Annotated in this window: 19 protein-coding genes and 2 pseudogenes; 10 read left to right on the top strand and 11 right to left on the bottom strand. The window is 71.8% G+C overall.

The features are described from left to right. The 5 genes and pseudogenes from LEP48_RS16155 to LEP48_RS16135 all read right to left on the bottom strand — a co-directional run. Positions 1–518, bottom strand: a pseudogene (locus LEP48_RS16155) (UDP-N-acetylglucosamine 1-carboxyvinyltransferase); the annotation flags it as partial. A 334-nt stretch (positions 519–852) separates the two neighbouring features. Then, a complete protein-coding gene (locus tag LEP48_RS16150) occupies positions 853–1,605 on the bottom strand; it encodes a hypothetical protein (protein WP_225566600.1) in 753 nt (250 codons plus the stop codon). Positions 1,606–1,820: 215 nt separating this feature from the next. Then, the gene (locus tag LEP48_RS16145) at positions 1,821–2,423 is read right to left on the bottom strand and encodes a DUF6318 family protein (protein WP_225566599.1); all 603 of its coding nucleotides are present in this window, start codon (positions 2,421–2,423) and stop codon (positions 1,821–1,823) included. Positions 2,424–2,659: 236 nt separating this feature from the next. Then, a complete protein-coding gene (locus tag LEP48_RS16140; RefSeq protein ID WP_225566598.1) occupies positions 2,660–4,303 on the bottom strand; it encodes a DHA2 family efflux MFS transporter permease subunit in 1,644 nt (547 codons plus the stop codon). Further along, on the bottom strand, positions 4,300–5,424 hold the full coding sequence (locus LEP48_RS16135; RefSeq protein ID WP_225566597.1) for a helix-turn-helix transcriptional regulator: 1,125 nt from the start codon (positions 5,422–5,424) through the stop codon (positions 4,300–4,302). Before LEP48_RS16135 ends, LEP48_RS16140 begins: the two co-directional genes overlap by 4 nt. 101 nt (positions 5,425–5,525) lie before the next feature. Here LEP48_RS16135 and LEP48_RS16130 point away from each other — a divergent pair, with 101 nt between their 5' ends. After that, positions 5,526–5,936 carry a VOC family protein gene (locus LEP48_RS16130; RefSeq protein WP_225566596.1) on the top strand — a complete coding sequence of 137 codons (411 nt, stop codon included), beginning with the start codon at positions 5,526–5,528 and terminating at the stop codon, positions 5,934–5,936. A 53-nt stretch (positions 5,937–5,989) separates the two neighbouring features. Here LEP48_RS16130 and LEP48_RS16125 read toward each other — a convergent pair whose 3' ends face one another. Next, on the bottom strand, positions 5,990–6,631 hold the full coding sequence (locus tag LEP48_RS16125; protein ID WP_225566595.1) for a TetR/AcrR family transcriptional regulator: 642 nt from the start codon (positions 6,629–6,631) through the stop codon (positions 5,990–5,992). Positions 6,632–6,677: 46 nt separating this feature from the next. Here LEP48_RS16125 and LEP48_RS16120 point away from each other — a divergent pair, with 46 nt between their 5' ends. After that, a complete protein-coding gene (locus tag LEP48_RS16120; protein ID WP_225566594.1) occupies positions 6,678–7,685 on the top strand; it encodes an epimerase in 1,008 nt (335 codons plus the stop codon). 27 nt (positions 7,686–7,712) lie between these two features. On the opposite strand, the gene LEP48_RS16115 is transcribed toward LEP48_RS16120, so the two are convergent. Then, a complete protein-coding gene (locus LEP48_RS16115; RefSeq protein ID WP_225566593.1) occupies positions 7,713–8,984 on the bottom strand; it encodes an MFS transporter in 1,272 nt (423 codons plus the stop codon). 103 nt (positions 8,985–9,087) lie between these two features. Between LEP48_RS16115 and LEP48_RS16110 the strand changes: the two genes are divergently transcribed. From LEP48_RS16110 to LEP48_RS16095, 4 genes and pseudogenes are all read left to right on the top strand, one after another. Continuing rightward, positions 9,088–10,116 (top strand): M15 family metallopeptidase, encoded by a 1,029-nt coding sequence (locus tag LEP48_RS16110; protein WP_225566592.1) that lies wholly within the window; start codon positions 9,088–9,090, stop codon positions 10,114–10,116. A 379-nt stretch (positions 10,117–10,495) separates the two neighbouring features. Continuing rightward, positions 10,496–11,860 (top strand): TULIP family P47-like protein, encoded by a 1,365-nt coding sequence (locus LEP48_RS16105; protein WP_225566591.1) that lies wholly within the window; start codon positions 10,496–10,498, stop codon positions 11,858–11,860. Positions 11,861–11,942: 82 nt separating this feature from the next. Continuing rightward, complete coding sequence (locus LEP48_RS16100) at positions 11,943–13,688, top strand: TULIP family P47-like protein (protein WP_225566590.1); 1,746 nt, start codon at positions 11,943–11,945, stop codon at positions 13,686–13,688. After that, a pseudogene (locus LEP48_RS16095) lies at positions 13,589–15,082 on the top strand (TULIP family P47-like protein); the annotation flags it as partial. The gene LEP48_RS16100 and the pseudogene LEP48_RS16095, both read left to right, overlap by 100 nt. 31 nt (positions 15,083–15,113) lie before the next feature. Here LEP48_RS16095 and LEP48_RS16090 read toward each other — a convergent pair. From LEP48_RS16090 to LEP48_RS16075, 4 genes are all read right to left on the bottom strand, one after another. Further along, positions 15,114–16,430 (bottom strand): APC family permease, encoded by a 1,317-nt coding sequence (locus LEP48_RS16090; protein ID WP_225566589.1) that lies wholly within the window; start codon positions 16,428–16,430, stop codon positions 15,114–15,116. Then, positions 16,427–17,110 carry a DUF6766 family protein gene (locus LEP48_RS16085; protein ID WP_225566588.1) on the bottom strand — a complete coding sequence of 228 codons (684 nt, stop codon included), beginning with the start codon at positions 17,108–17,110 and terminating at the stop codon, positions 16,427–16,429. Before LEP48_RS16085 ends, LEP48_RS16090 begins: the two co-directional genes overlap by 4 nt. Before the next feature lie 85 nt (positions 17,111–17,195). Continuing rightward, positions 17,196–17,402, bottom strand: a complete 207-nt coding sequence (locus LEP48_RS16080; protein ID WP_225566587.1) for a hypothetical protein — start codon at positions 17,400–17,402, stop codon at positions 17,196–17,198. A gap of 354 nt (positions 17,403–17,756) precedes the next feature. After that, entirely contained in the window at positions 17,757–18,638 is an 882-nt protein-coding gene (locus LEP48_RS16075) for a manganese catalase (RefSeq protein WP_225566586.1), read from the bottom strand. A 173-nt stretch (positions 18,639–18,811) separates the two neighbouring features. Between LEP48_RS16075 and LEP48_RS16070 the strand changes: the two genes are divergently transcribed. The 4 genes from LEP48_RS16070 to LEP48_RS16055 all read left to right on the top strand — a co-directional run bounded on the left by LEP48_RS16070 (position 18,812) and on the right by LEP48_RS16055 (position 25,189). Continuing rightward, positions 18,812–20,131: an ATP-binding protein gene (locus LEP48_RS16070; RefSeq protein ID WP_225566585.1), complete on the top strand. Its 1,320-nt coding sequence runs from the start codon at positions 18,812–18,814 to the stop codon at positions 20,129–20,131. Then, positions 20,128–22,233, top strand: a complete 2,106-nt coding sequence (locus tag LEP48_RS16065) for a CocE/NonD family hydrolase (protein ID WP_225566584.1) — start codon at positions 20,128–20,130, stop codon at positions 22,231–22,233. Before LEP48_RS16070 ends, LEP48_RS16065 begins: the two co-directional genes overlap by 4 nt. 101 nt (positions 22,234–22,334) lie before the next feature. Further along, entirely contained in the window at positions 22,335–23,543 is a 1,209-nt protein-coding gene (locus LEP48_RS16060; protein ID WP_225566583.1) for a N(5)-(carboxyethyl)ornithine synthase, read from the top strand. Between the two features lie 92 nt (positions 23,544–23,635). Further along, positions 23,636–25,189: a flavin monoamine oxidase family protein gene (locus LEP48_RS16055; protein ID WP_304608346.1), complete on the top strand. Its 1,554-nt coding sequence runs from the start codon at positions 23,636–23,638 to the stop codon at positions 25,187–25,189. The last annotated feature ends 145 nt before the right edge of the window (positions 25,190–25,334 follow it).

Genomic DNA, 25,334 nt, shown 5'->3' with positions numbered 1-25,334 from the left:
TCCGTGGCACCCACCGACGGATACGGCAACGCGATCTTCGTCCCCTGCAACCGCCGCGGCGCCCGCAGATGAATCCCGTTCGGCAGCTTGTCCACCACCGCACCGAACTGCCGCAAGATGTCCAGGTGGTAGTTGATCGGCCGATCCCCGATCCGACACCCACCCAGATCCGGGATGAACGCCTCCCCCAACCGGTGCAGCAACGGACCACAGAACAGAATCGGGATCCGGCTCGACCCCGCATGCGCATCAATATCCGCCACATGCGCCGACTCCACGTTCGACGGATCCAGCACCAACGTCCCCGCACCCGGATCCGACGCCACCGTCACACCATGCAGCTCCAACAAACCCGTGACCACACCCACATCACGAATCTGCGGCACATTACGCAACACACTGGCCGACTCACCCAACAACGACGCCACCATCGCCTTGGACACGAAGTTCTTCGCCCCGCGCACCGTAATCGTGCCCTCGAGCGGAGTACCACCGTTCACGTACAGCAGATCGTTCATATCTTCGTCGTCGTCCCGTCTCACGATTGCATCGTCTGTGGCGCCGCCGACGCGGCGCGGTCGGCCGTGCCGGGTGCACGGTCTGGAGAGGCGCCGTCGATACTGCCCCGCCCGACCCGGTGGTGCCAACACGCGCCAGCGCCCAGGTATTCACGTTCACCACACCTTCACTCGCCACGCACTGTGAACGCGAGAGCCGTCCGACCATAGCGCGAGACGCGGGCTCACCCTGTGGGCAGTCTCCGAGGGTGCCCGTGACGACCGCCCGGGCAGTGCCGCGAGCTGTCAGGACGACGTGGACCTTCCGGTGGTCGAGGCCCTGACACGGCGAGGGTCAGCAGACGTCGTTGCCGTGGAGGTCCTCGCAGACCAGGCGGGTGCGCGCTTCGGTGACCGTCGCGGGAGCGGTCGTACTGGTGGTCGTGATGGTGCCCTCGATCGCAGTCCACGTGCTGCTGCCCTGGATGCGGAAGCTGCCCCGCCACGTCGTGGTCAACGAGACCTCGATCCCGGAACGGTAGACGTCCCCCTCCGCGTCGACAGCAGTCCCCACGTCCGTGCCCGGCTCCCCCAGCCGGCTGTACGTGTGCCCCACCCAGGACGCGTCCGGCAACGGATCACCCTCGCTCCACGCCCGCCCCGGCTCCGTCGTGGTCAACGTGCCGCCACCGGCCGAGTACGGGTCGTCGAAGTCCCACACGAACTGCGCCGGATCCGCCCGGATCACCACCGGCACGTCCAACAGCACGGCCTCGAGCTCCTGCGGCTCAGCCGTCGTGTAGGCCGGGTAGTGCACGTTGACGAGCATCGGCTCACCGCCCTGCACCGTCACCGGCGGCGTCGGGACCTTCATCACCGCGAACTCCCGCGCCGCCTCCACCGCCAGGTCCGCCGGAGTCACACACTGCCCGTCAGAAAGCTGCTCGGGCGCGCCGTAGCCCCCGTCGTCACGGACCCGCTGGACCCACAACGGCGCCAACCAGTACTCGTCACAGTCCGGGTCCGCCATGAAGCCGGCCTCGCCCGCATCACAAGCCCCCGGCGCATCCACGATGTCCTGCAGATAGTTCGTGTCGTTCAGCTGCAAGCACGTGACCGCGTCGACCCGGACGTACTTATCTTCAGGACCTGCCTGAGACGAATCATCCTGATCATTCTGATGCTGGGCGTTCGACGAGCCGATTGCGGTCGCTGTAGCAGTGTCGTCGACGTCATCAACATCGGCATCATATGTGCGATCGTTCGAGGACCCAAGAAGGAGCGCTCCCGAAATCATGAAGACTGCACCCATCTTCAACATGGTCACTCCTCGTCAAGGTTGGAGACTCCGACGACGGCCCAGTCCTCGCCAACCCGTGACATCTCGATTCGGATCGAATAAGTGACCTTCTCGTACGAGAAGACTGTTTCACCAGCGGGATCGGTAATCTCAACGGCACCCGTTGTTACTTGAAGATCAATCGGCCAGATCCCCGTTGAAGGATCCTGTTCGTAAGTTTGCAGAGTGCGTACATGAGTTTCACCGCCGTGAAACTTGTCCCCATTCTGGGCAATCTCGCGCGACTGCTCGAGCCTGTTGGCACAGGTCTGGCACGTCTTGTGAGACATCGCCTCCCACTCGGCAGTGTCGCCCGTCTTCATGATGTACGGATCGAGCAACTTGAAGTACACCGCCGCAGCCTCGGCACCTGCGGCACCGTCGTCGTCCATCTCCGCCGGGCGCTCGGGCGGGGCGACCGTCGACGTGGGACTCGGCGACACGGACGGTGACGCGGAGAGTGATGGCCCCGGCGTCGTGGACTCCGACGCGGCGGGCGGCGGTTCGGGTCCGTCCAGGCCGCAGCCTGCGAGGAGCAGGACCGCGGCGAGGCCGACGGCAGTGGCGGCGAGCGTTGCGCGAGGCATACGGGATGCTTTCGGTCGACGACGACAACGTGGAGACACGACAACGTGGAGACACTAGGGGATCTGACGCGATCGTGTCGGAACGTCCTGTGGACGAGAAGCCCCACGCGAGTTGTCAGGACCACGTGCACGTTCCTATCAACGTGGTCCTGACAACTCCCGACGCCCAGCAGTTGTCAGGACCACGTGCACGTTCCGATCAACGTGAACCTGACAACTCGCGCAGGGAGGGGCGCTCAGACTGGTTCGACGTCCTCGTGGTGCTGCGTCGCGGACATGAGCGCCGCGCACACGATGCCGATGACCAGCACCGCCCCCACCAGCAACAACGTCTGCGCCGCAGCGTCGGCGAACCCGGCGACGAAGGCCTGCTGCGCTGCGGCTCCGACCTGCTCGGCGATGTCCGCGGGCACCCCGTCGGGCAGCTGGACGGACCCGGTGGCCGTGGTGCCGAGGTCTCCGCTCGCCCGCGTGATGCCGTCGACGAACGACTGCCGGTACTGCTGGGGCAGGCTGGTCGCGAGCTCCTGCGCGGCCGCGGGCACCGTCACGGACAACCGTGAGGACAACGCGGCGACGACCACCGCCGACCCGATGACGCCGCCCACCTGCCGGTTGGTGTTGAACGCCCCTGCGCCGGCGCCGGCGGTGCGGGCGTCGAGGCCGGAGGTCGCGAGGTTCGACAACGGCGAGAACGTCAGGCCGGTCCCGACCCCGAACAGCGCCATCGGCCAGACCAGCACCCACGGGGACAGGGCGGGGTCGAGGACGGCCGCGAGCCACACCACGGACCCGGCGATCCCCGTGAACCCGGCGGCGACCACCCACTTGGCCGGCACCCGGTCCGACAGCCTCCCCGCGATCGGGGCGACCACCCCGGACACCAACGAGCCCGGCATCATCACGAGCGCCGCCTGGATCGGCGTCAGGCCCAGGATCGACTGCAGGTAGATCGTCAGCGGGAAGAAGATCCCGATCATCGCGAAGGTCACGACCATGCCGTCGACGTTGGCCAGCGAGAAGTTCCGCGACCGGAACAGCCGGAGCGGCAGCAGCGCGTCCGCCCCCATCCGGTACTGCCAGGCCACGAACGCCACCATCACCAGCAGTCCGGCACCGATGAGGCTCCACACCGTCACCGGGCCCCAGATCTGCCCCCAGTCGTAGTTCTCCCCCTCCTGCAGGCCGAACACGACGGCGCCCAGACCCACGAGCGACAGCACGACGCCCAGGGGGTCGAGCGTCGTGCCGTGCGAGGGCAGGTGCGGCAGCCGGGTGACGGAGAACCAGAGCGCCGCGACCCCCACCGGGATGTTCACGTAGAAGATCCACTCCCAGCCGACGGTCTCGACGAAGACGCCGCCGAGGAGCGGTCCGGCGATCGTCGCCACGCCCGCCGTCGCGCCCCACAGCCCCAGCGCGGCCCCGCGCTGCCTGGCCGGGAAGACGCGCGTGATCATCGACATCGTCTGCGGCGTCATCAGCGCCGCGCCCACGCCCTGCAGCACGCGGAACGCGATGAGCCACCCGATCTCGGGCGCCGAGCCGATGTTCCCGGAGAACCCGCACAGGAACGAGAAGACCGTGAACACGACGAGCCCGACGATGAACACGGCCTTCTGCCCGTACCGGTCCCCCAACCGCCCGGCGAGCAGCATCAGCACCGCGTACGACAGCAGGTAGGCGCTGTTCACCCAGCCCACCTCGATGAGCGACGCGGAGAACTGCTCGGTGAGGGTCGGGATCGCGATGTTCACGATGGTCGTGTCGACCATGATCATGAAGAACCCGAGGATGAGCGGCGGGAGCACGCTCCATGCGGACCTGCCGCCAAGGTCCACCAGCGGGATCACCGGGGCGCGCCCGGACGTGTCGGTCATGACGACGAGCCTGGCACGCACCCCTGACGACCGCTCCCGATCAGAGAGGACGACGCGCGGCAGCCCGGCCTCGTCGCCGCCCGGGCGCACTGTCCGCCCGGCCCGTACCTCGCGACGAGCTCCGCGCCGAGGCGGGCGAGCTCGGCCTGCACCTCGGGCGGACCCTCGACGTCGGCCTGCGCTCCCCAGCCGGCCAGGTGCCGCGCGACGTCGAGCGGCGTCGGCGCTCCGACGCGCACCCGCGCCCGGCTGCCGTCCCCGTCGTCCCCGTCGTCGACGTCACCCCCGTCGACATCACCCCCGTCGCCATCGTCGCCACCGTCGCGTCCGCCGCCAGGCACGGGTCCCTCCACGTGCGTGTGGCGCCCGAACTGCGCGCCCAGGACGCCGACATGCTCGGCGCGCACGACGACGGTCGTCCACGTCGCCGAGCGCCGTTCCTCCACCTCGCCCACCACCCGCTCCCACTCGGCGCCGAGGTCCAGGCCGGCGGGCACGGTGAAGTGCTCGTCGGTGACCTCGAGCCCGCCGATGCGGTCCACCCGGAACGCGCGGGACCCGTGCGGCGTGCCGGCGACGAGGTACCAGATCCCGTCCTTGTCGACGAGGCCCCAGGGGTCGACGTCGCGCCGCGACGTGCGCCCGGTGGCGCCGGTGTAGTCGATGCGCACACGCCGGCGCTCGACGACGGCCTGCTGCAGCTCGCCCAGCCCTGCGGGCCGTTCCCGCCCGGTCGTGCTCCAGCGCTCTCGGTCGACGACGACGGCCGCGGCGGCCGCCTCGGCCTCGGCCCGGAAGGTGGCGGGCAGGGCGCGCACGAGCTTGCGGAGCGCTGCGCGGGCGTCGTCGGACGACGCGGCGCCGGGCCCGGCGAGGAGGAACAGTGCGCGCGCCTCGGGCGCGGTGAGGCCGGACAGGTCGGTGCGCGACCCGCCCAGGAGTGACCAGCCCCCGCCGCGGCCCGGCTGCGAGTACACGGGCACCCCGGCGGTCGAGAGTGCCTCGAGGTCGCGGCGGGCGGTCGCGACGGAGACCTCGAGGTCGGCGGCGAGCTCCGCGGCGGTCACCCGGGGGCGTGACTGCAGGTGGAGCAGGACCTGGATGAGCCGGTCGGCACGCATGCTCCGAGACTGGCACACAAAGTGCTCAGTCGGTGAGCACTTTGGCGCCCACGATGGTGTTCAGGAGGCGTCGCCCGACGCCCTGACCGAAGGGAACGACCATGCTGCGCGGACTCACCACCATCACGTACCTCGCCGACGACGTCGCCGCCGCCCGCGACTGGTACGCCAAGGCGCTGGACGCCGAGGCCTACTTCGCCCGGGACGCGGACGGCGCCCTCGCCTACGCGGAGTTCCGCATCGGCGACTACCAGCACGAGCTCGGCATCATGGACCGGCGGTTCGCCCCGCCGCAGCCCGACGGCGCGGCGGGTGCCGTCGCGTACTGGGCGGTCGACGACGCCCGCGCCGCGCACGAGCGCCTGCTCGCGCTCGGCGCCACGGAGCACCAGGCGCCCGTCGAGCGCGGCCCGGGATACGTGACCGCGTCGGTCCTCGACCCGTTCGGGAACGTGCTCGGGGTGATGGAGAACGCCCACTACGAGGAGGTGCTCGCCTCGTTGCGCGGCTGAGGGCTGCTGACCGCGCCTGAGTGCGACGGCGCGGAGCCCTCGCCGCCGCGCACCTAGCGTTCGCGGCGGCGGGGCAGCCGCATCGTCAGCAGCGACGCCCGGGGCGCGAGCCGCCCGGCCAGGCCGAGCACGTCCTCGGTGCGCGTGCCGTCGGGGTCGATGACGGAGAACAGGTTGGCGCCGAGGTAGAACGTGATCGCCGCGTTCGCTACCTCGCGCGCAGGGAGCAGGCGCGCCAGCGGCGTCCCGCCGACGACCCGCTCCCAGTGCTCCTCGACGAACGCGACCCAGACCTCCGCCCGGGTGCTGATCTCCGCGCGCAGTGCCGGCTTGGTCACCGCGGCGGCGACCAGCTCGCTGAACGAGGCGAGGTACCCGCGCTCGACGTCGGTGCGGTAGATGGTGACGGCCGCCGCCGTGAGCTCCTCGAGGGTGCGCGCCTGCGCGGCGGTCTCGCGATGCTCGGCCAGGCGGGTCTCGCTCGCGCGGTCCAGCGCGGCGAGCAGCAGCGGGTCGACCCCGCCGTAGTGGTAGAAGACGAGCGCCGGGTTGACCTCTGCCGCGGCGGCGACGGTCCGCACGGAGGTGCCGGCGTACCCGTGCTCGCGCAGCACCCGGTCGGCGGCGTCGAGCAGCCGACGGCGCGTCTCGTCGGCGTTCCTGCCCCGGGTGCGCTGCACCGCCGCTTCCGCCATGGCCCGATCCTATGCTTTGATCGACTGACTTAATCGAGTGATCAACATGAGATCGGAGTCCACGATGATGGTCCCCTCCCCCACGCCGAGGCGAGCGGTCGTCGCGGGGTGGAGCGGGTTCATCGGCCGCGCGGTCGTCGAGGACCTGACCCACCGCGGGTACGACGTCGCCCGCGTGGGCCGCGACGGCCCCGACGCCCGCTGGTCGGACGGCGCCCTGGCGCGCCTGGTCGACGGCGCCGACCTGCTGGTGAACATGGCGGGCAAGAGCGTCGGGTGCCGCTACACCGACGCCCACCGCGACGAGATCCTGCGCTCGCGCATCGCGACCACGCGAGCGCTGCACGACGCCGTCTCCGGGGCGGCGCGGCCCCCACGCCTCTGGCTCAACGCCAGCACCGCGACCATCTACCGGTACGCGCTGGACCGCCCCCAGACCGAGGACGACGGCGATCTGGGCACCGGATTCTCCGTCGACGTCGCCCGGGGCTGGGAGGACGCGTTCTTCGGCGGCGACCTGCCGGGCACGCGTCGCGTGGCGCTGCGGATGGCCATCGTGCTGGGCGGGCCGGCGTCCGACCAGCTCGCGCAGGTGGCACGGCTCGGCGTCGGCGGGCCGCAGCTCGACGGGTGGTGGTTCGGCCACCGTCGTTACCGGGGCATCGGCGAGCACCCGACCGGCGGGCCGGCGCCCGCGCACCGCAGCCGCGGGCGGCAGATGTTCTCGTGGGTGCACCTCGACGACGTCCTGCGCGCCGTGCGGTTCGTCGACGACGACGCGTCGCTCGCCGGGCCGGTGAACGTCGCCGCGCCGCACCCCGTCGACAACCGCACCCTCATGGCGGAGCTGCGACGGACGGTCGGCGCGCCGTTCGGGCTGCCCGCACCGCGGTGGCTGCTCGAGCCCGCGCTCTGGGCGCTCCGCAACGAGTCCGAGCTGCTGCTCAAGAGCCGGTGGGTGCTGCCCGGGAGGCTCGCACGGGCGGGGTTCACCTTCGCGTGGCCCGACCTCGGCCCGGCGCTTGACGATGCCGTCCACCACCGCGCCCGGTAGTCGTGCTCGTCCGGGGGGGCGCCGCGGTCAGGCGTCGCCGCTCTGGCGTCGTCCCGCGACACCGACCGCCACGGCCGCGACGACGCACACGACCGCCGTCGTGAGCAGGCCGACGGCGAAGCTGGTTCCCGCGGCGACGAACCCGACGACGAGCGAGCCGAGGCCGGTGCCGGCGTCGAAGCCGATGTTCCACACCGCGCTGGCGGTGCTGTGCTGCCGTGACGGCACGGCGGCGAACGCGGCGACGAGCGTGAGGTTCTGCAGGCTGCCGTAGGCCAGGCCCACCACCGTCATGCCCAGCACGAGCGGGACCGGCCGGGCGCCGCCCCCGGTGATCGCTCCCGCGCACACGACCAGCCCGACCGCGCAGGCGACGAGCAGCGGCGCGAGGAACGCCCGTGGCCCGAACCGGTCGGCGAGTCCGCCCACTCCCCAGCGGGACAGCGCGGTCGCGGCGGTGAACCCGAGCAGCCCGGCCACCGCCGCGCCGGCGTCGCCGGCGAACTGCGGGGCGAACGTCAGCAGCGCCCCGCCGGGCGTCGTCACCGCGAGCAGCACCAGCGAGGGCATCGCCAGAGCGCGCAGGGTGTGCAGGCGGCCGCCGGGCGCCGCGCTGTCGCCGCCGTCATCGCCGCCGTCATCGCCACCGTCGCGGGCCGCGCCGTCGGCAGCCGAGGACGCGCCGGCAGCCGCGGACGCGGCGGCGGCCTCCGCGGCGTCCAGCCGCCGCCCGAGCAGCACGGCGAACGGCACCGCGAGCGCCGGCAGGGCGCCGAGGGCGAAGACGACGCGGAAGTCGAGCGTCTCGGCGATCCAGGCCGCGCTGGGCACCAGCACGAGCTGCGGGAACGCGACGGACAGCCCGTACAGCCCGATGGCGCGGCCGTGCCGCGGGCCGTCGACGAGGGCGGCGACGGCACTCGAGCCGCACACGGTCAGGACGGCGAAGCCGGTGCCGCGCACGGCGGACAGCGCGAGCAGCCAGCCGAGCTGGTCGGTGGCCATGAACAGCAGCGACGGCACGCCGAGCAGCACCACGCCGGCAGCCATCGTGAGCCGCCACCCCGCGCGCCGCAGCACCCACGGCACCGTGGTCTGCGTGAGCACCGTCGCCAGCATGAGCACGGCGTTCACCAGCCCGGCCCCACCCTCGCCCGCGCCACCGTGCACCGCCCACAGCGGAGCGGCGGGCAGCAGCAGCGCGTATCCGGAGAAGCCCAGCGCCGACATCGCGAGCAACGGTCGGAACCCCGGCACGGCCGCGACCGCCGAGGAGCCCAGCGGGACGGGATGACGCATCCGGCGAACCTATCGCGGTCGCCGTGATCGTTTCGTGACATTAGACCGGTCCGTGCGGTACGTTCCTGCCGGGCCGAGCGGCCCCGGCACGGAAAGAGGTCGCATGACAACGCAGGTCCTTCACGGCAGCACCCAGGACGCTCCGCCGTCGTTCCCGAGCCGGCGCGACCCAGGCCGCGGCGGCCGGAGCCGTCCCCGTACCGGCGCGACCCCGGCGGCCCGACCCGCCACGGTGCAGGCCGGCCTGCAGACCGGTCTGCAGACCACCGCGCAGACCACCACGCAGACCACCAGGAGCACCGCCCCCTCGCCGTCGAAGACCGCGCCGAAGACCAGGCCGACGACGAGGTCCGGCTCGGCCGACGGCCCCCGGCGCACCCCGAACCGCTGGGCCGGGATCGGCGTCGGGCTCACCGTCGCCGTCGCCACCACCACGACGCTCACCGCCACGGCGCCGCAGGCCGCGGCGCCGGAGGTGGACGACCGGCCCACGACCGGCACCCTCCGCGCGGTCACGCAGGCCGCCACGGCGCTGGAGGCGCGCGACGACGCCGCCTCGCGCAGCGGGGTCCGCACCGCGCCCGCGGAGCAGGCCACCACCGGTTCGCAGGTCTCCGTCCCGGCCGAGACGACGCTGTCCGTCGAGACGGTGGGCGAGGGCAGGATCGCGCCCGCACCGGAGCCCGTGCTGCCCGGGTGCGACGGCGAGATCGCCGGGCTCGGCACCAACGGGCAGGTCCCCGCCAGCGAGCTCTGCACGCTGTGGGACGGCCGCACGAAGGTCCGGGCGGACGCCGCCGTCGCCCTCGCCCAGCTCAACGAGGCGTACATCGCGACCTGGGGCGAGCCCTTGTGCATCACCGACGGCTACCGCACCTACGGCGACCAGGTCGCCGTGAAGGCCGCCAAGCCGACGCTCGCCGCCACGCCGGGCACGTCGAACCACGGCTGGGGTCTGGCCGTCGACATCTGCGCCGAGTCGTACGCCGGCTCCCGCTGGGACTGGCTGGCCGCGTTCGGACCCACCTACGGCTGGGACAACCCGGCGTGGGCCCGCACCGGCGGTGCCGGGGCGTACGAGCCGTGGCACTGGGAGTGGACGCCCGGCGTCGCGCAGACCACCGGGGCCTGAGCCCCTCAGGCAGACCCCGCGGGCGCCCGCCCCCGACGCCCCCTCCCCCCCCCCCCCCGGCGTCGGCGGGGCGTCCGCGCTTCGGCCCGACACGACGTCGAGGGCCCGCTCCCGTGCGGGTGAAGTTCTGACGGTGGGTACAGCCGTGCCCCAGGCCGTTCTCCGCTCCTGCCGCGGGCTCGCCCGCAGGGCCAAGTCACCAGGTGACGCTCGGTTTCCCTCGGCATCTTCGTCGCCAGGCGTCAGCGCCCATGAGCTCCGTCCTGACCGTCACCGCCGTGGGCGTACGCCGGGCGTCGACCCTGCCAACGGTTGCTGACCCGCAGAGCCGGACGAAGACTCGAAGCGCCCACCACCGCTGACAGCTCCGGGGGAGACCATGGTCGACACCTACGGGTTCGACGCCGCCTACGCGTCCACCGTCGACACCGCTAACCGGGCGCTCGACACATGGTTCGGCAAGCAGCCGCCGTTGCGGCTCCACTACGACGGCTCGGACACGGCCGACCAGGCGAAGATCGCCCTGTCGAGTGCGTGCCGGCCGTGGCAGATCGTCCGGGGCGGCAGCAACAAGCTGCTCCGGTTCGCGGTGCCGCTCGCCTCCGGCACCCTCGAGGTGGAGGCTCCGAGCCAAGGGATCGATCACGCATCCTTCGACCTGGGGGGTGTCTCCGTCGTCGTCGAGGTCCAGCTCGGGTGGTTCCCGCACGGCCCGGAGCAGACGGCAGCCGGCTCGGGAGGCGGCACGGCGCGGGCCCTGGCGCTGAACCTGTCGACCCGCGGGGCCGGGGTCGGTGACAGCACCCCCGGGGCCGTGACGACGGTCAGCGTCTCCGACCCCGGCAACAAGCTGTCGGAGCTCGGGTCGGCCGTGCTGGCGGAGGTGTTCCCCGATGTCCTGATCGCCCATCGGGCCGACGTCGGGCACGTCTTCGCCACGCTCGTCCCGGTGCCGGACGGCGCCGACGCCTGGATGAACCCGACGGCTTGGGACTACTTCTACCAGGAGTCCTCCCAGGGGCCCGCGGTGCTCTGCGTCCTGACGGTGGTCACCGGTCGCACCCTGCCTGCGACGTCCGCGTTCGACGCGTCCGTGCTCGTCGCGGGCGCCGACAGGTTCGCGGTCGTCAGCGGCCTGCAGCTCCTGACCCACGGTCTGCTCCCAGCGCTGCCGAAAGCGTTCGGCGGCGGGACGTTCGCCGTCACGCCCACGTCGGACACCACGGCGACGATCGTCAACGTCGGGCCCGTCAGGACCAGGACGACGAGCTGGGGCGCGGACACCTACTACCCGCACATCGACTCGTACGCGTTGTCGATCGACGGGTCAGACGTCGTCACCGCCGTGCAAGGGCGGTGCGACATCACCGGCCTCGCGGACGCCTACATCACGTTCAGCGGGACCAAGACGGCGGCCATGAGCTATTCACCGGACACCGGGGCCCTGTCCACCGGCAGTCCGTCGGGCCGGATCGACTCGTCCAAGCACATCCCTTGGTACGACTGGGTCTTCGGCGCCCTCTCCGGCGGCATCGGCATCGCCATCATCGACGGCGTCATCTCGGCGGTCACGGACACCGTCACCGCTTCCGTCGCCGACGCGGTCAGCACCTCCCTCGATGCCTCTATCGCCTCCACGGCCCTGGCGGTCTGCGACTGGGCAGGCCCACGGACCGATCCCACCGCGGGGGGGCTGAGCGGCGCGCTCTGGCTCGCCGGCACGGTGTCCACCAACTCGCGCTGATCTCCGCTCGATCCCTCTGGTTTCCGCTGACGTCTGCTGACGTCCGTTGACGTCCCGTCGATGCACCCGAAAGGGAAGACCCATGACCACCACCGCGCAGACCTCCTCCGACCGGACCACCCGCGGCGTGCCCGCGCACGAGCGAGCCACCGCGTCCGCCCTGGGCGCCGGCGGGGGCAAGGAGGTCGACACCTACGACTGGGACACCTCGTTCGCCATCCGCTTCGGTGACGCGAACGCGGCCATCACCCAGGGCTGGTCGAACGTCCAGGACGACGCCAAGAAGGTCTCGGCAAGCTCCGACGGCTACGGCCTCACGGCGACCCTCGGCCCGTGGCAGCTCGCCCTCGGCGGCGACGGCAGGAACGTCTGGATGAACCTGCCCGTGATCGACGGCTCCCTGCAGCAGCCGGCCGGCGGGCCGGTCGGTCTGGCAGGCGCGACGTTCGAGGTCGAGATCAACCTGCAGTACGTGCCCAACCCCGCGGCCGAGGCGAACCACCAGCTCACGGTGGACCCTGGCGGAACCGCGACCAGCGTGCGGGCCGTCACCGGCGTCGACCTGAGCCCCATCGTCGAGGGGATCGTCAAGGAGCTCGCGAACCTCTGGCTGGGGGCGAACCTGGCGGCCTTCAACCACGTGTTCCACGACCTCGACCTCAGCCAGAACATCGACACCGACGAGACGTGGGCCTTCATCACGCCCACCGCGGTGTCCTACGCGGTGACGGACGGCGGGACCATGGACACCTCGGTGTTCGGAGTGCTGACGATGACGGGCGGACGCCCGGCCCCGGAGACGCACCAGGTCAGCCCCAACGCCATCCCGGACGGCTCGAACAGCGGCTTCAACATCTCCGGCCCGATCTTCACCGACAAGATGCTGCTGACGGGGGCGGCCCTGCAGTTCGAGCAGCCCTCGTCGGTGACGTCGAAGGAGCAGGGGTCCCCGGAACGCCAGAAGGCCTTCGACGACTGGGTGGCGGCCAGCTTCTCCATCACGAACGACGGGATGACGGTCACCAACTCCGCGGCCATGACGCTCGGCAGCTTCGTCGACGACGGCGGTCACACCCGCGCACTGAAAATCCCCGCCACGGACTTCAAGCTCTCGGTCGACTACTCGTTCGTCGAGGTCCAGTTCGTGGACCTGGCATACAGCTTCAGCCCCGGCATCGACGTGCACATCAACTACACCCAGCACTTCACCGCGGGGCTCGCGGACGGCAAGGACGCCCAGGGCAACGCCGTGAAGGTCTTCACGCTCGAGAACCTGGACCGCGACTGCACGGTGAGCGTCACCAAGAGCAGAGAGGTCCAGATCACCCAGATCCTCACGGGCATCGGTATCGGCATCGCGGGTGCAGTCCTGGGCGGCATGGCGGGCGAGGCCGTGGGCGCGCTGATCAAGGGAGCCGGGCAGGCCGCGGCGGACGGCGCCGCCATCGCCGCGGAGGGCGCCAGCATGACGATCGCCGACGGTTCGGGCGAGGTGTCGGCGCAGGCGACGACCCTGGCCGCCGACGGGGCGGCGACGGCCGGTGCGGAGGCAGCCGGCGCCACGGGGGCGAGCATGTCCGGCTTCCTCGCGCGCGTCGCCCCCAAGCTGGTGGGCGCCATGATCGGCGCCGGCATCGGCGGCACCCTCGCCGCGATCCCCGACTTCGTCGTGCTCGCCGCGGGCGACGACTTCGACAAGCTGCCCTCGTTCACCACCTTCGCCGAGCGGTGCATCCAGGCGCACAACTGGCCCGGTCAGTCGGGCTACAGCTTGAAGACCGCCTCGCTGGCGTCGGCGTTCCAGCTCGGGGGCGACCTGACGTGGTGAACGCGGTCGTCGCCCCCTCCGGGCCGGCCGGGGTCGCGGACGGCGAACCTGCCTTCACCTACGGGTGGGACACGGTGTCCGCGATCCCCGTGCCGCACGTCAACGCCGCGATCGTCGCCGCAGGGTCGAGCCCGCCCGGCTTCGAGCACGTCCCGGCCGACGGCGGCTCCGCCGCGGTGCGCGCCACGTTCGGACCGTGGCAGGTGACCAGCGGCGGGGACGGGCGCAACCTGCGCATGAGCGTGCCGATGCCCGTGGTCACGCTCGGGACCACGACGGTCGAGGACGTCGTCGCGACGATCGAGATCACGCTGGCCGACCTGCCGCACACCGAGGCGGTCCCGCCGGCACGAGGGACCCTGCGCAAGCTCGTGCCGCGCACCACGACCCACGATCCCGTCGACGACCCCGTCGTGGTGGTCGTCGACGTCGGCGCACCGCACCCTCTCGGGATCGTGCAGAGGGCCGTCATCAGCGCGGGGCTCTCCGCGTGGGCGAACACGAACCTCGACCAGTTCACCCACGTGTTCGCGGTCGTGAACATCGACGACGAGATCGACGGCGACGCACAGTGGGCGTTCGTCACGCCGTCCTACCTCGACTACGCCTACCTCGACGGCGCGTCGGCGGACACGAGCGTCTTTGCCGTGCTGTGCACCACGGGCGGCCGTCCCGGCGACCGGCTGACGCCCCAGGTGTCGCCGAACGCCATCCCGCAGGGTACGGGCGGTGGCTTCCTCATCTCGGCAGAGCGCTACCTGACGGACCTGATGGTCCCCGCTCTCTGTCACTGCTACCCGGGTCTGGACGCCGACGCCGTGAGCGTCGCGAGCGACGCGTCCTCGGTCAACCTCCGCCCCGGCGTCGCGGTGTCCTTGCCGCCGGTGAGCCATGACGGGAGCTCGTACCGTCCCGAGCTCACCCGGCTCGACATCCTCGTGCGCGGCCAGACCGTCCAGATCACCTCGCAGACGAGGACAGCGGTCAGCCCCGGCATCACGGCCATCACCGACGCCACGCACTGGTACCACGTCACGCTCGTGACCCGCGACGACGGCTCCCAGACCCTCGAGTACGTCGAGTCCCAGCCCGCCTCGGTCGAGCACAGCACCGAGCAGGAGCCCGGCATCGAGATCCTCAAGTGGATGATCATCGCGGCCACCACCATCGGCCTGATCGTGGCCGGGATCCTCACCGACGGTGCGGCCTTCGTCGTCGCGGCCGTCGTCATCGGGGCACTCGGCGGCCTCGCCGCCGCCGCCCCCGAGATCATCGCCGTGGCCAACACGGACGCCTCGCCGTCCATCGACGCACTCGTGGCCAACACGTCCGCCCCCATCGTGTGGCCCGACGTCGCGTTCCGTCTCAGCAGCGCCGGGCTGAACGAGTCGCTCCAGCTCGGGGGCACGCTCGACAAGACGCGAGTCAGGAACCTTCCCTCGACCGTCGTCGGGCCGACCTGGCCCACCGGGTCAGCAGGTAGACGACGACCCCGGCGGCGAGCAGCACCCCCGCGAGCGCCCAGTGCTGCGCCTCCTGCTGGGTGAGCAGCAGCAGGCACGAGGCGATCGCCAGCACGGGGATCACCGTCGGTGACCGGAAGTGCTCGTGCTCCACGTGGTCGCGGCGCAGCACGAGCACGGCCGTGTTCGTCGAGAGGAACACGAAGAGCAGCAGCAGGACGACGGTCGACGCCAGGTCGACGAGCTCCCCCGTGGCGGCGAGCACGATGGCCAGGGCGGTGGTGACGGCGATGGCGACGCCGGGCGTCCGGCGGCCGGGCAGCACCCGCGCGAGCGGCGAGGGAAGCAGGCCCTGCCGCGCCATGCCGTAGGTGAGCCTGCTGGTCATGATCATCGTCAGCAGCGCGCCGTTGGCCACGGCCACGAGCGCGATGACGGCGAACAGCTCGGGGGGCACGGCGCCCGCGACCCGGACCACCTCGAGCAGGGGGCCCGTGGACTGGGCCAGCTCGTCCGGGGGCACGACCGCCGGCGCGACGAAGCCCAGCAGCACGTACACCGCGCCGGCGGTCGCGAGCGCGGCGAACAGGGCGCGGGGGTAGACGCGGGAGACGTCGCGGACCTCCTCGGCCAGGTTGGCCGACGTCTCGAAGCCGACGAAGGAGTAGAACGCCACCAGCGCGCTGCCCAGGACGGCGAGGCCCACGGACGTGTCCGCCGGCGGCGTGAACGCCCCGGCCAGGTCGGCGTCGCCGCGGCCGATCACCCAGGCGCCCAGCACGATGACCAGCACCAGGCCCGCGGACTCGATCGCCGTCATCACGACGTTCGCCCGCAGCGACTCCTTGATGCCCCACGCGTTGACGAGCGCCACGACCAGCAGGAACACGATCGCGGCGGGCACCTGCGGTACGTCCAGGAACGCTGTCAAATACTCGCCGGTGAACGCCAGCGACAGCCCGGCGGCGCTCACCGTGCCGGCCGCCAGCATGCAGAACCCGACGAGGAACGCGAGGAGCGGGCTGCGGAACGCCCGCTCCGCGTACACGGCCGAGCCGCCCGCCTGCGGGTACTTGGTCACGAGCTCGGCGTAGGAGAACGCCGTCAGCAGGGCCATGGCGAGCGCGACGACGAACGACAGCCAGACGAGGCCGCCGGCGTCGCCGGCCATCTCCCCGATGAGCGCGTACACGCCCGCGCCGAGCACGTCGCCCAGGATGAACAGGTACAGCAGCGGGCCGGTGACCGCCCGGCGCAGGCCGGGGCTCGCCGCCGTCATCCGCCGACCGCCGTCGTGTCGTGCGCCATGCCCACGGGCTTGGACTCGGGCGACCCGCGTTCGCGCAGGTAGATCGACAGCACGACCATGCTCAGCACGGCGAGCATCTCGGACTGCCAGTTCTGCAGGGTGCGGCTCCAGAAGTCGGGCATGGTCAGGTACTGGGCCCACGGGGCCGGGTCCTGCAGGTCACGCATCTGCTCCTCGCTGAACGCCACGGCTCCCCCGGCGGACTGCGCCACCCACGACGCGACGAAGATCGCGCCCATCACGAGCGAGAGGGACCGCGAGTAGACCGAGAGCCGCCAGCCCCGGACCTTCGCCCACGACGGCGAGCCCGGCTCGGCGTGCTCGCCGACCTTCTGCTCCTCGTCGGACTCGCGCCCTGCCCCGCCGACCTTCTTCGACTCGGGCGACCCGCGCTGGACCAGCCACACGGTCGCGGTGATGAACAGCAGGAACTGGAGGAACTCCGACTGCCAGTTCTCGGTGACGTCCACCCAGAACGCCGACGACGTGACGTACCGGCCCGCGGTCACGGGCTCGAGCCCCGCCGCCACCTGGTCCGCGTTGAACACCGCGACGCCGCTGACGGCCTGGCCCGCGAGCGACAGCAGGAAGAACAGGCCGAAGAAGATGCTCAGCGAGCTTCCCCGCAGCGGGCGCGGCAGCCCCCTCATCGGTGCGCCCCCGCGATCAGGAACGCCAGGACCAGTCCGACGACGATGAGCAGGATCGTCGTCCAGAACAGTGCTCGGGCCTCCCTCATGCCTCCACCTCACAGTCGTAGGGCCGCTGGGGGCGTGGCTCGCACGCCGCCGCGGTGATGACCCACCCGTCGCCGGACAGCGCGAGGAAGTACGTGTCGTCGCCGGTGGCGACCTGCGCCTGGCGGCCTGCGACGTGGGCTTCCTCCACCTGGGCGGGGCCGTCGGTGCCGACGAGGTCGCCGAACGGTCCCGCGGGGTCCATGACGGCCTGCGGGCACGGCTTCCCCGCCTCCTGCTCGAGCGTCGCCGCGGCGTCGGGCAGCAGGAGGCGGCAGGCCGCGTCCCCGTCCCCCCGCCGTCACGGCCTCGGTGAACACCGTGACGACGTCCTGGGCCTGCGTGACGTCCGGCCCGGCACAGCCCGCGAGCACGGCGGCGGCCCCCGCCGCGAGCGCCGCCGTCGTGCCGATCGGACGGCGCACCACCACGTTTTTCTGGGCCACCAGCGCCTCCGGTGAATGTCACGGATGAGATTTGCTCTGGCCTCATCGTGACCACTTCGCCGGAGGTCGCAACCGGGAGGAGCGGCCCGGGGGCCGGCGCGCGCCTCCCGACCTCAGTCCTTGTGCAGCGCGTCCTTGACGGCGCCGGCGGCCTTCTCGAGCCCCGACGGCTTGGGAGTGGTGCCGTGCAGCCGCTCGTCCGGCTGGGTCGGAGGCGGCATCGGGACGCCGCGGACCGGCTCGGCCACGTACTCGAACTCGCCCTTGCCGTCGGGGGCGGGGCCGCTGGCCCAGCGACCCTCGGAGGCCTGCTCGCCGTCGGAGAAGTTGATGTACTGGTAGGACGCCGAACGGTCCTCCTTGCCGAGCGGGAACGTGCTCGGCACCGGCAGCTCCTCGACGCCCTCGTCGCGCAGCTCCTGCGCGGCGGCGATCCACTGGTTCTGGTGCATCGTGTCCCGGGCGAGCAGGAAGGCGAGCAGGTCCCGCACCCCCGCGTCGTCGGTCATGTGGTAGAGCCGGGCCACCTGGAGCCGGCCCTGCATCTCGGCGTTGGCGTTGGACGTGAAGTCGGCCAGCAGGTTACCGCTCGCCGTGACGTAGCCCGCCGTCCACGGGTTGCCGTTGGAGTCGACCGGGCGGGCGCCGGCGCCCGCGACGATCGCGTGCTGCGGGTCGGTGCCCCCGATGATCGCGGCGACCGTGGGGTCGTCCTGCACGGCGCCCTCGACCGCCCCGACGGGCGCCTTCTCGAGCAGCTGGGCGATCATCGTGGCCAGCATCTCGACGTGCCCGAACTCCTCGGCGCCGATGCCGTAGAGCAGGTCGCGATACTTGCCGGGCAGGTGCGCGTTCCACGACTGGAACCCGTACTGCATGGCCACCGTGATCTCGCCGTACTGCCCGCCGAGGACCTCCTGCAGCTTGCGGGCGTAGACGGCGTCGGGCTTGTCGGGCTTGGCCTGGTGCTGCAGCTCCTGGCGGTGAAAGAACATGGGTGCTCCCGTCCGAGGGCGTGCCCTCGACCTGGTCGGGTGCCGCGCCTCGGCTCGACGCGAACCTCACCACGGTCACCCGCCGCCCGGTCGCCCGCACCCGGAGCAGCCCGCCTGGCCCCGCGGCGGCAGGCGTCGTTGCGGGGAGGTACCAGGCGTGATTGCGTCGGCGGATGAGCGAACCTGATGGCCGGACCCGCAACGTCTTCGTGCTGGGCATGACCGACCTGCAGCGCAAGGAGCTGGAGAGCATGCGGCACGCCGCGCGCTACTCCTTCCACTCGTTGCTCGACTACGACACGCTCGTGAGGGACACGGACTACGACTTCGACGAGCTGCTCGACCAGGCGCGCACCGAGCTGGCCGCGTTCTCCGGGCCGGTCGACGCCATCGTGTGCCACTGGGACTTCCCGAGCTCGCTCCTGGCGCCGATCCTCGCCCACGAGCACGACATCCCCGCACCGTCGGTGACGAGCATGCTCAAGTGCGAGCACAAGTACTGGAGCAGGCTGGAGCAGCAGCAGTCCGTGCCCGAGGTGGTGCCCGGGTTCGCCGCGTTCGACCCGTTCGCCGACGACGCCCTCGAGCAGGTGGACCTGACCTACCCGTTCTGGGTCAAGCCGGTCAAGGCGCACTCGTCGAACCTCGGCTTCGAGATCCACGACGAGAAGGAGTTCGCGGCGGCCCTCGGGGAGATCCGGGCGGAGATCACCGACGTCGGCGACGCCTTCAACCAGGTGCTGCGCCGGGTGGACCTGCCCGAGAGCCTCCACGGCGCGGGCGGGAACACGTGCCTCGCCGAGGAGGTCATCACCGGCATCCAGATCGCCCCGGAGGGAGTGGTCGCGCAGGGCAGGTTCAGCGTGCACGGCATCGTCGACATGCACCGCGACGCGTCCGGGCACAGCATCGACCACCTGGACTACCCCGCCGTGACCGTGCCCGCCGAGGTGCAGCAGCGGATGGTCGACGTCGCCGAGAGGTTCCTGCGGCACATCGACTACGACGACGGCGCCTTCAACGTCGAGTACATGTGGGACCCCGAGACCGACCGGCTGCGGCTCATCGAGGTGAACACGCGCATCTCGCAGTCCCACACCGAGCTCTTCCTCAAGGTCGACGGCACGTCCAACCACGAGGTGGCCATCGACGTCGCCCTCGGCCGGACCCCCCGGATGCCCCACCGGGAGGGCCCGTTCGCCGTCGCCGGCCAGTGGCACCTGTTCCACGACAAGGACGCGATAGTGCGCAGCGTCCCCGGCGAGGCGGACCTGGCCGCGCTCGAGCAGGCCATGCCCGACACGCAGGTCACGCTGCAGGTGCAGCCCGGCGACCGGCTGTCCGAGCTGCCGCACCAGGACAGCTACCGGTTCCGGCTGGGCAGCGTCTACCTGGGCGCCGACGACCACGACCAGCTCGCCGCGCGGTTCCGTCAGGCGGTGGACCTGCTGCCGTTCGAGCTCGAACCCGTCACCGAGGAGGACGCCGGATGAGGACCGTCACCGAGCTGCCCCACGAGACCGAGACCGTCGAGAACCTGTTCATCCCGCTGCGCGACGGCCAGCGGGTGGCCGCGCGGATGTGGGCGCCGGTCGACGCCGCGACGCACCCCGTCCCCGCGATCGTGGAGTACATCCCCTATCGCAAGCGGGACGCCACCCGGGGGCGCGACGCGTTCAACCACCCCTACATCGCCGGGCACGGGTACGCGTGCCTGCGCGTGGACCTGCGAGGCAGCGGAGACTCCGACGGCGTCATGGTGGACGAGTACCGGCCGCAGGAGATCCAGGACGCCGAGGACGTCATCGCCTGGCTCGCGGACCAGCCGTGGTGCGACGGCAACGTCGGCATGATGGGCATCTCGTGGGGCGGCTTCAACAGCCTCCAGGTGGCCGCCGCCGCGCCGCCCGCGCTCAAGGCGATCGTCAGCGCGTCGGCCACCGACGACCTGTACGTGGACAACATGCACTACATGGGCGGCTGCCTGCTGGCCGACAACCTGTCGGAGGCGACGGTGATGTTCGCCTTCAACAGCCTGCCGCCCGACCCGGCCGTCGTCGGCGACCGCTGGCGGTCGATGTGGCACGAACGCCTCGAGGGCAGCGGGCTGTGGCTCGACACCTGGCTGCGCCACCAGCGTCGTGACGACTACTGGAAGCCGGCGTCGGTCTGCGAGGACTACTCCCGCGTGAAGTGCCCCGTGATGGCCGTCGGCGGCTGGGCCGACGGCTACACCAACGCGATCTTCCGGCTGCTGGAGCACCTCGACGTGCCCCGCAAGGGGCTCATCGGCCCGTGGGGGCACCGCTATCCGCACCTCGGCGTGCCCGGCCCGGCGATCGGGTTCCTCCAGGAGCTGGTGCGCTGGTGGGACCACTGGCTCAAGGGCGTCGACACCGGCCTGCAGGAGGAGCCGATGCTGCGCGCGTGGATGCAGGACAGCGTGCGGCCCAGCGCCTCCTACGAGGACCGGCCCGGCCGCTGGGTCGCCGAGCCGAGCTGGCCCGCGCCCGGGGTCGAGGACGTCGAGTACCGGTTCACACCGCACCACCTGTCGCCGGCGGCTGGCGTGTCGGTGGAGCCGGACGGCGTCGTCGAAGGCGTGGGGGGCGACGACGACGGCGGCAGCGAGAACGGCGGCGCTCGCGAGCAGCGGGTGAGCCTGCTCTCCCCGCTCAGCGTCGGGATGTTCGCCGGCAAGTGGGCGTCGTACTCGGCGGTGCCCGACCTGCCGTACGACCAGCGCGAGGAGGACGGCGGCGCGCTCGTGTTCGAGACGGAGCCCCTGGCCGAGCCGCTCGAGCTCCTCGGGCTGCCGCGCGTCGCGCTCGAGGTCTCCGCCGACCGCCCGGTGGCCCAGCTCGCGGTCCGGCTGTCCGACGTCGCCCCCGACGGGGAGGCGACCCGCGTGACCTACGGCGTGCTCAACCTGACGCACCGCGACGGCAGCGAGAACCCGCAGCCGCTCGAGCCCGGGCGCACCTACCCGGTCACGGTCCAGCTCAACGGCATCGCCCAGTCCCTGCCCGCCGGTCACCGGCTGCGGGTGTCGATCTCGACGTCGTACTGGCCGCTGATCTGGCCGGCCCCCGAGCCGGCGACCGTGACCATCACGACCGGCCGCAGCGCGCTGCACCTGCCCGTCCGCAGGCCCCGGCCGGAGGACGAGCGGCTGCGTCCCTTCGGCCCGCCGGAGGCCGCGGAGGAGGACGAGACGACGGCGCTCGCCACCGGCGAGCACTCGTGGCGCGTCACGCGGGACCTCGCCACGGACGTCTCGACGCTGGAGATCGTCAACGACCAGGGCACGTTCCGGATCGAGGACACCGGCACCGTCATCCACCGCGACACCCGCGAGTGGTACAGCTTCCGCTGGAACGACGTCACCTCCGCACGCGGCGAGACCCGCACCGTCCGCCGGCTGGAGAACGGCGACTGGCGCGTCGAGGTCGTCACCCGCACCGTGCTGACGTGCACCAGCACCGAGTTCCTCATCAACGCCCAGCTCGACGCGTACGAGCTCGACGAGGAACAGGGCCACCCGCGCGTGTACTCGCAGAACTGGCAGCGCAGGATCGACCGCGACCTGGCCTGAGCGCGGCGTCCTCGGGCGGCTGGGCGTGGCCTGCGCCGACCCGCCCGCAGCGTACAGTCGGGCCAGGAGCTGACCTCGGTTCCCTGATCTTGGGAGACCGGATGTCCGGCACCGCTCAACGTTCCTCCGTCCCTGTCGCGTCGTCGGACGACGACACGCCAAGCAGCACCCTGCTCTCCCTCGGGCTGCTCGCGGGCTCCTCGATGGAGAACGAGCGGCGGCTGCCGATCCATCCCCACCACCTGGACCGGATCGACCCGGACGTGCGCGCCCGGATGGTCGTCGAGCGCGGGTACGGCGCCGACTTCCAGCTCGAGCCCGGCTACGTCGAGTCGCGCGTGGGCCGGGTCGCGGACCGCGCCGAGGTGATCGGGGCCGCGGACGTGCTGCTCCTGCCCAAGCCGCAGGCCGCGGACGTGGCCGCGATCCCCGAGGGCCGCGCGCTGTGGGGGTGGCCGCACTGCGTGCAGGACGCCGGGATGACGCAGACGGCGATCGACCGCCGGCTCACGCTCGTCGCGTTCGAGGCGATGAACCACTGGACCCGCCGCGGCGACTTCAGCCTGCACGTGTTCCACAAGAACAACGAGCTCGCCGGCTACTGCTCCGTGCTCGACGCGCTGCGCCTCATCGGGTCGACCGGCGACTACGGTCCCCGGCGCAGCGCCGTCGTCATCGGCTTCGGCGCGACGGCCCGCGGGGCCGTGACGGCGCTCAAGGCGCACGGCGTCCACGACATCCAGGTGCTCACGCAGCGTGAGGTCGCGGCCGTCGGCTCCCCGATCCACTCGGCCCACATCGCGCAGCTCAACACCGGCGACGTCCCCATCCACCTCAGCACGGTGCTGACGAAGGACGGCGACGCGCTGCTCCCGGAGTTCCTGGCGTCGCACGACATCGTCGTCAACTGCACCCTCCAGGACGTCGCCGCACCACTGACCTACCTGCGGACCGAGGACCTCGCGGGGTTCGCCACGGGGAGCCTGATCATCGACGTCTCGTGCGACGAGGGCATGGGCTTCGAGTGGGCCAGGCCCACCGGGTTCGACGACCCGATGTTCACCGTGGGACGAGGGGTGAACTACTACGCCGTCGACCACAGCCCCTCGTACCTGTGGAACGCCGCGACCTGGGAGATCAGCGAGGCGATCCTGCCGTTCCTGCGGACCGTCATGGAGGGCCCCACGTCGTGGGCGGCGAGCCTCACCATCGAGCGCGCGATCGAGATCCGTGACGGGGTGGTCGAGAACCCCAGCATCCTGAGCTTCCAGCGTCGCCAACCGGGGTATCCGCACGCGCTGATCGCCTGACAGCGGGTCGCGGACCGGTTGCCGGGCCGATCGGGGAGGCGCACGATTCTTGTGCGAGGCACGCGATTCCCCTCTCTCCCGGGTAGGCGACGATGCGAACTCCCCTTCACGCGGCTCTGCGCCGGATGGTCCGCGAACTTCACGACGAGGCTCGAGAACCCCGGCCGAAGGCGGGAGGAGGGCTGACGCGGCGCCAGTTCCTCGGTGGCGCCCTCGCCGCGGCGGGCGGCGTCGCGGCCGCCGGGCCGGCACCGGGTGCCGCGGCGGCCGGGGGTTCCGGACGGCGGCCGCGCATCGTCATCGTCGGGGCGGGCCTGGCTGGCCTGACCGCCGCGTACCGGCTGAAGCGGGCCGGCGTCGGCTCGACCGTCTACGAGGCGTCCGCGCGCCTCGGCGGCCGGTGCTGGTCGAACCGCCGCTGGGACCATGGCCTGGTGTCCGAGCACGGCGGGGAGCTCATCGACACCGGCCACACGCAGATCCTCGCCCTGATCGACGAGCTCGGGCTGAGCGTCGAGAACCGGGTGGTGGCGACACCGCCGGGCCTGGAGCCCTTCTACTTCTTCGACGGCGCGCCGTACCTGGCCGGAGAGGTCCGTGACGACCTGCGTGAGATCCTGCCACAGGCGCAGAGCGACGCGGCGGCCGCCGGCTTCCCGATCCTCTACACCGGCTACACCCCGCGGGCCCGCGAGCTGGACCTCATGTCGATCCGGCAGTGGATCGACGCCTACGTGCCGGGCGGGTCGACGTCCCGGCTCGGCCGCCTGCTCGACGTGGCCTACACGATCGAGTACGGCGCCGACATCGACGCGCAGTCGTCGCTCAACCTGGTCAACCTGTTCGGGTACTCCACGGACGAGCACCCGGAGCTCTTCGGGGAGTCCGACGAGGTCTACCACGTCGCTGGCGGCAACGACCAGATCGTCACGCGGCTCGCCGACGCGCTGCCCGGCCAGATCGAGACCCGCACCGCCCTGACCGGCTTGAAGCGGGAGAGCAGCGGCCGGTACACGGTGCGCCTGACCCGCCGTGACCGGACCACCTCGGTGCTCGCCGACCGCGTGCTGCTCGCGCTGCCGTTCTCCCTGCTGCGGCGCGTCGACCTGCGCGACGCGGGATTCTCGGCACCGAAGCGGACCGCCATCAGGTCGCTGCCCATGGGCGACAACACCAAGCTGGTCCTGGAGTTCGCACGGCCCGCCTGGCAGGACGCCGGCTGCGACGGGGCGACGTTCGCCGACACCGGCTACCAGGCCACGTGGGACACGACGCTGGGTCAGGGCCGCGCCCGAGGCCTCCTGACCAACTTCACCGGCAGCACCGTCGCTCGCGACTTCGCCGGTGGGCCGGCCACCCGGTATGCCCGCCGGTTCCTCGGCCAGCTCGCCCCCGTGCTGCCGACCGTCCCCCCGGAGTGGACCGGTGCCGCCGCACTGGACTACTGGCCCGGGTACCGGTGGACGCGCGGCTCGTACTCGTACTACAAGGTCGGCCAGTACACGACCTTCGCCGGGGCCGAGGCCGAACCGTCCGGGACCTGCCACTTCGCCGGTGAGCACACCTCGATCGACAGCCAGGGCTACCTCAACGGCGCCGTCGAGTCCGGCGAGCGCGCCGCGCAGGAGATCCTCGCCGCGCTCTGACGGCCGCTCGCCCCACGGACCGTCAGCCGCGTTGCTCGCGGGCCATCGCCGCCGAACGTTTCCCGAACGCGGCTGTCAGCGACGACGGGCCGCGGCGGCGAGCCCGCACCGCCGCGTACAGTGAGCGCCGCCACACCGACCAAGG

It is taken from the genome of Isoptericola luteus, assembly GCF_020297055.1.
GTDB classification, from domain to species: Bacteria; Actinomycetota; Actinomycetes; order Actinomycetales; family Cellulomonadaceae; genus Isoptericola; species Isoptericola luteus.
This window is presented reverse-complemented; position numbering and strand designations above follow the sequence as displayed.

Coding starts and splice junctions, on each gene's coding strand:
- LEP48_RS16115 (WP_225566593.1), bottom strand. CDS start 8,984: ATGCGTCATCCCGTCCCGCTGGGCTCCTCGGCGGTCGCGGCCGTGCCG.
- LEP48_RS16130 (WP_225566596.1), top strand. CDS start 5,526: ATGCTGCGCGGACTCACCACCATCACGTACCTCGCCGACGACGTCGCC.
- LEP48_RS16140 (WP_225566598.1), bottom strand. CDS start 4,303: ATGACCGACACGTCCGGGCGCGCCCCGGTGATCCCGCTGGTGGACCTT.
- LEP48_RS16055 (WP_304608346.1), top strand. CDS start 23,636: ATGCGAACTCCCCTTCACGCGGCTCTGCGCCGGATGGTCCGCGAACTT.
- LEP48_RS16100 (WP_225566590.1), top strand. CDS start 11,943: ATGACCACCACCGCGCAGACCTCCTCCGACCGGACCACCCGCGGCGTG.
- LEP48_RS16070 (WP_225566585.1), top strand. CDS start 18,812: ATGAGCGAACCTGATGGCCGGACCCGCAACGTCTTCGTGCTGGGCATG.
- LEP48_RS16105 (WP_225566591.1), top strand. CDS start 10,496: ATGGTCGACACCTACGGGTTCGACGCCGCCTACGCGTCCACCGTCGAC.
- LEP48_RS16065 (WP_225566584.1), top strand. CDS start 20,128: ATGAGGACCGTCACCGAGCTGCCCCACGAGACCGAGACCGTCGAGAAC.
- LEP48_RS16110 (WP_225566592.1), top strand. CDS start 9,088: ATGACAACGCAGGTCCTTCACGGCAGCACCCAGGACGCTCCGCCGTCG.
- LEP48_RS16075 (WP_225566586.1), bottom strand. CDS start 18,638: ATGTTCTTTCACCGCCAGGAGCTGCAGCACCAGGCCAAGCCCGACAAG.
- LEP48_RS16145 (WP_225566599.1), bottom strand. CDS start 2,423: ATGCCTCGCGCAACGCTCGCCGCCACTGCCGTCGGCCTCGCCGCGGTC.
- LEP48_RS16125 (WP_225566595.1), bottom strand. CDS start 6,631: ATGGCGGAAGCGGCGGTGCAGCGCACCCGGGGCAGGAACGCCGACGAG.
- LEP48_RS16085 (WP_225566588.1), bottom strand. CDS start 17,110: ATGAGGGGGCTGCCGCGCCCGCTGCGGGGAAGCTCGCTGAGCATCTTC.
- LEP48_RS16135 (WP_225566597.1), bottom strand. CDS start 5,424: ATGCGTGCCGACCGGCTCATCCAGGTCCTGCTCCACCTGCAGTCACGC.
- LEP48_RS16120 (WP_225566594.1), top strand. CDS start 6,678: ATGAGATCGGAGTCCACGATGATGGTCCCCTCCCCCACGCCGAGGCGA.
- LEP48_RS16060 (WP_225566583.1), top strand. CDS start 22,335: ATGTCCGGCACCGCTCAACGTTCCTCCGTCCCTGTCGCGTCGTCGGAC.
- LEP48_RS16080 (WP_225566587.1), bottom strand. CDS start 17,402: ATGGACCCCGCGGGACCGTTCGGCGACCTCGTCGGCACCGACGGCCCC.
- LEP48_RS16090 (WP_225566589.1), bottom strand. CDS start 16,430: ATGACGGCGGCGAGCCCCGGCCTGCGCCGGGCGGTCACCGGCCCGCTG.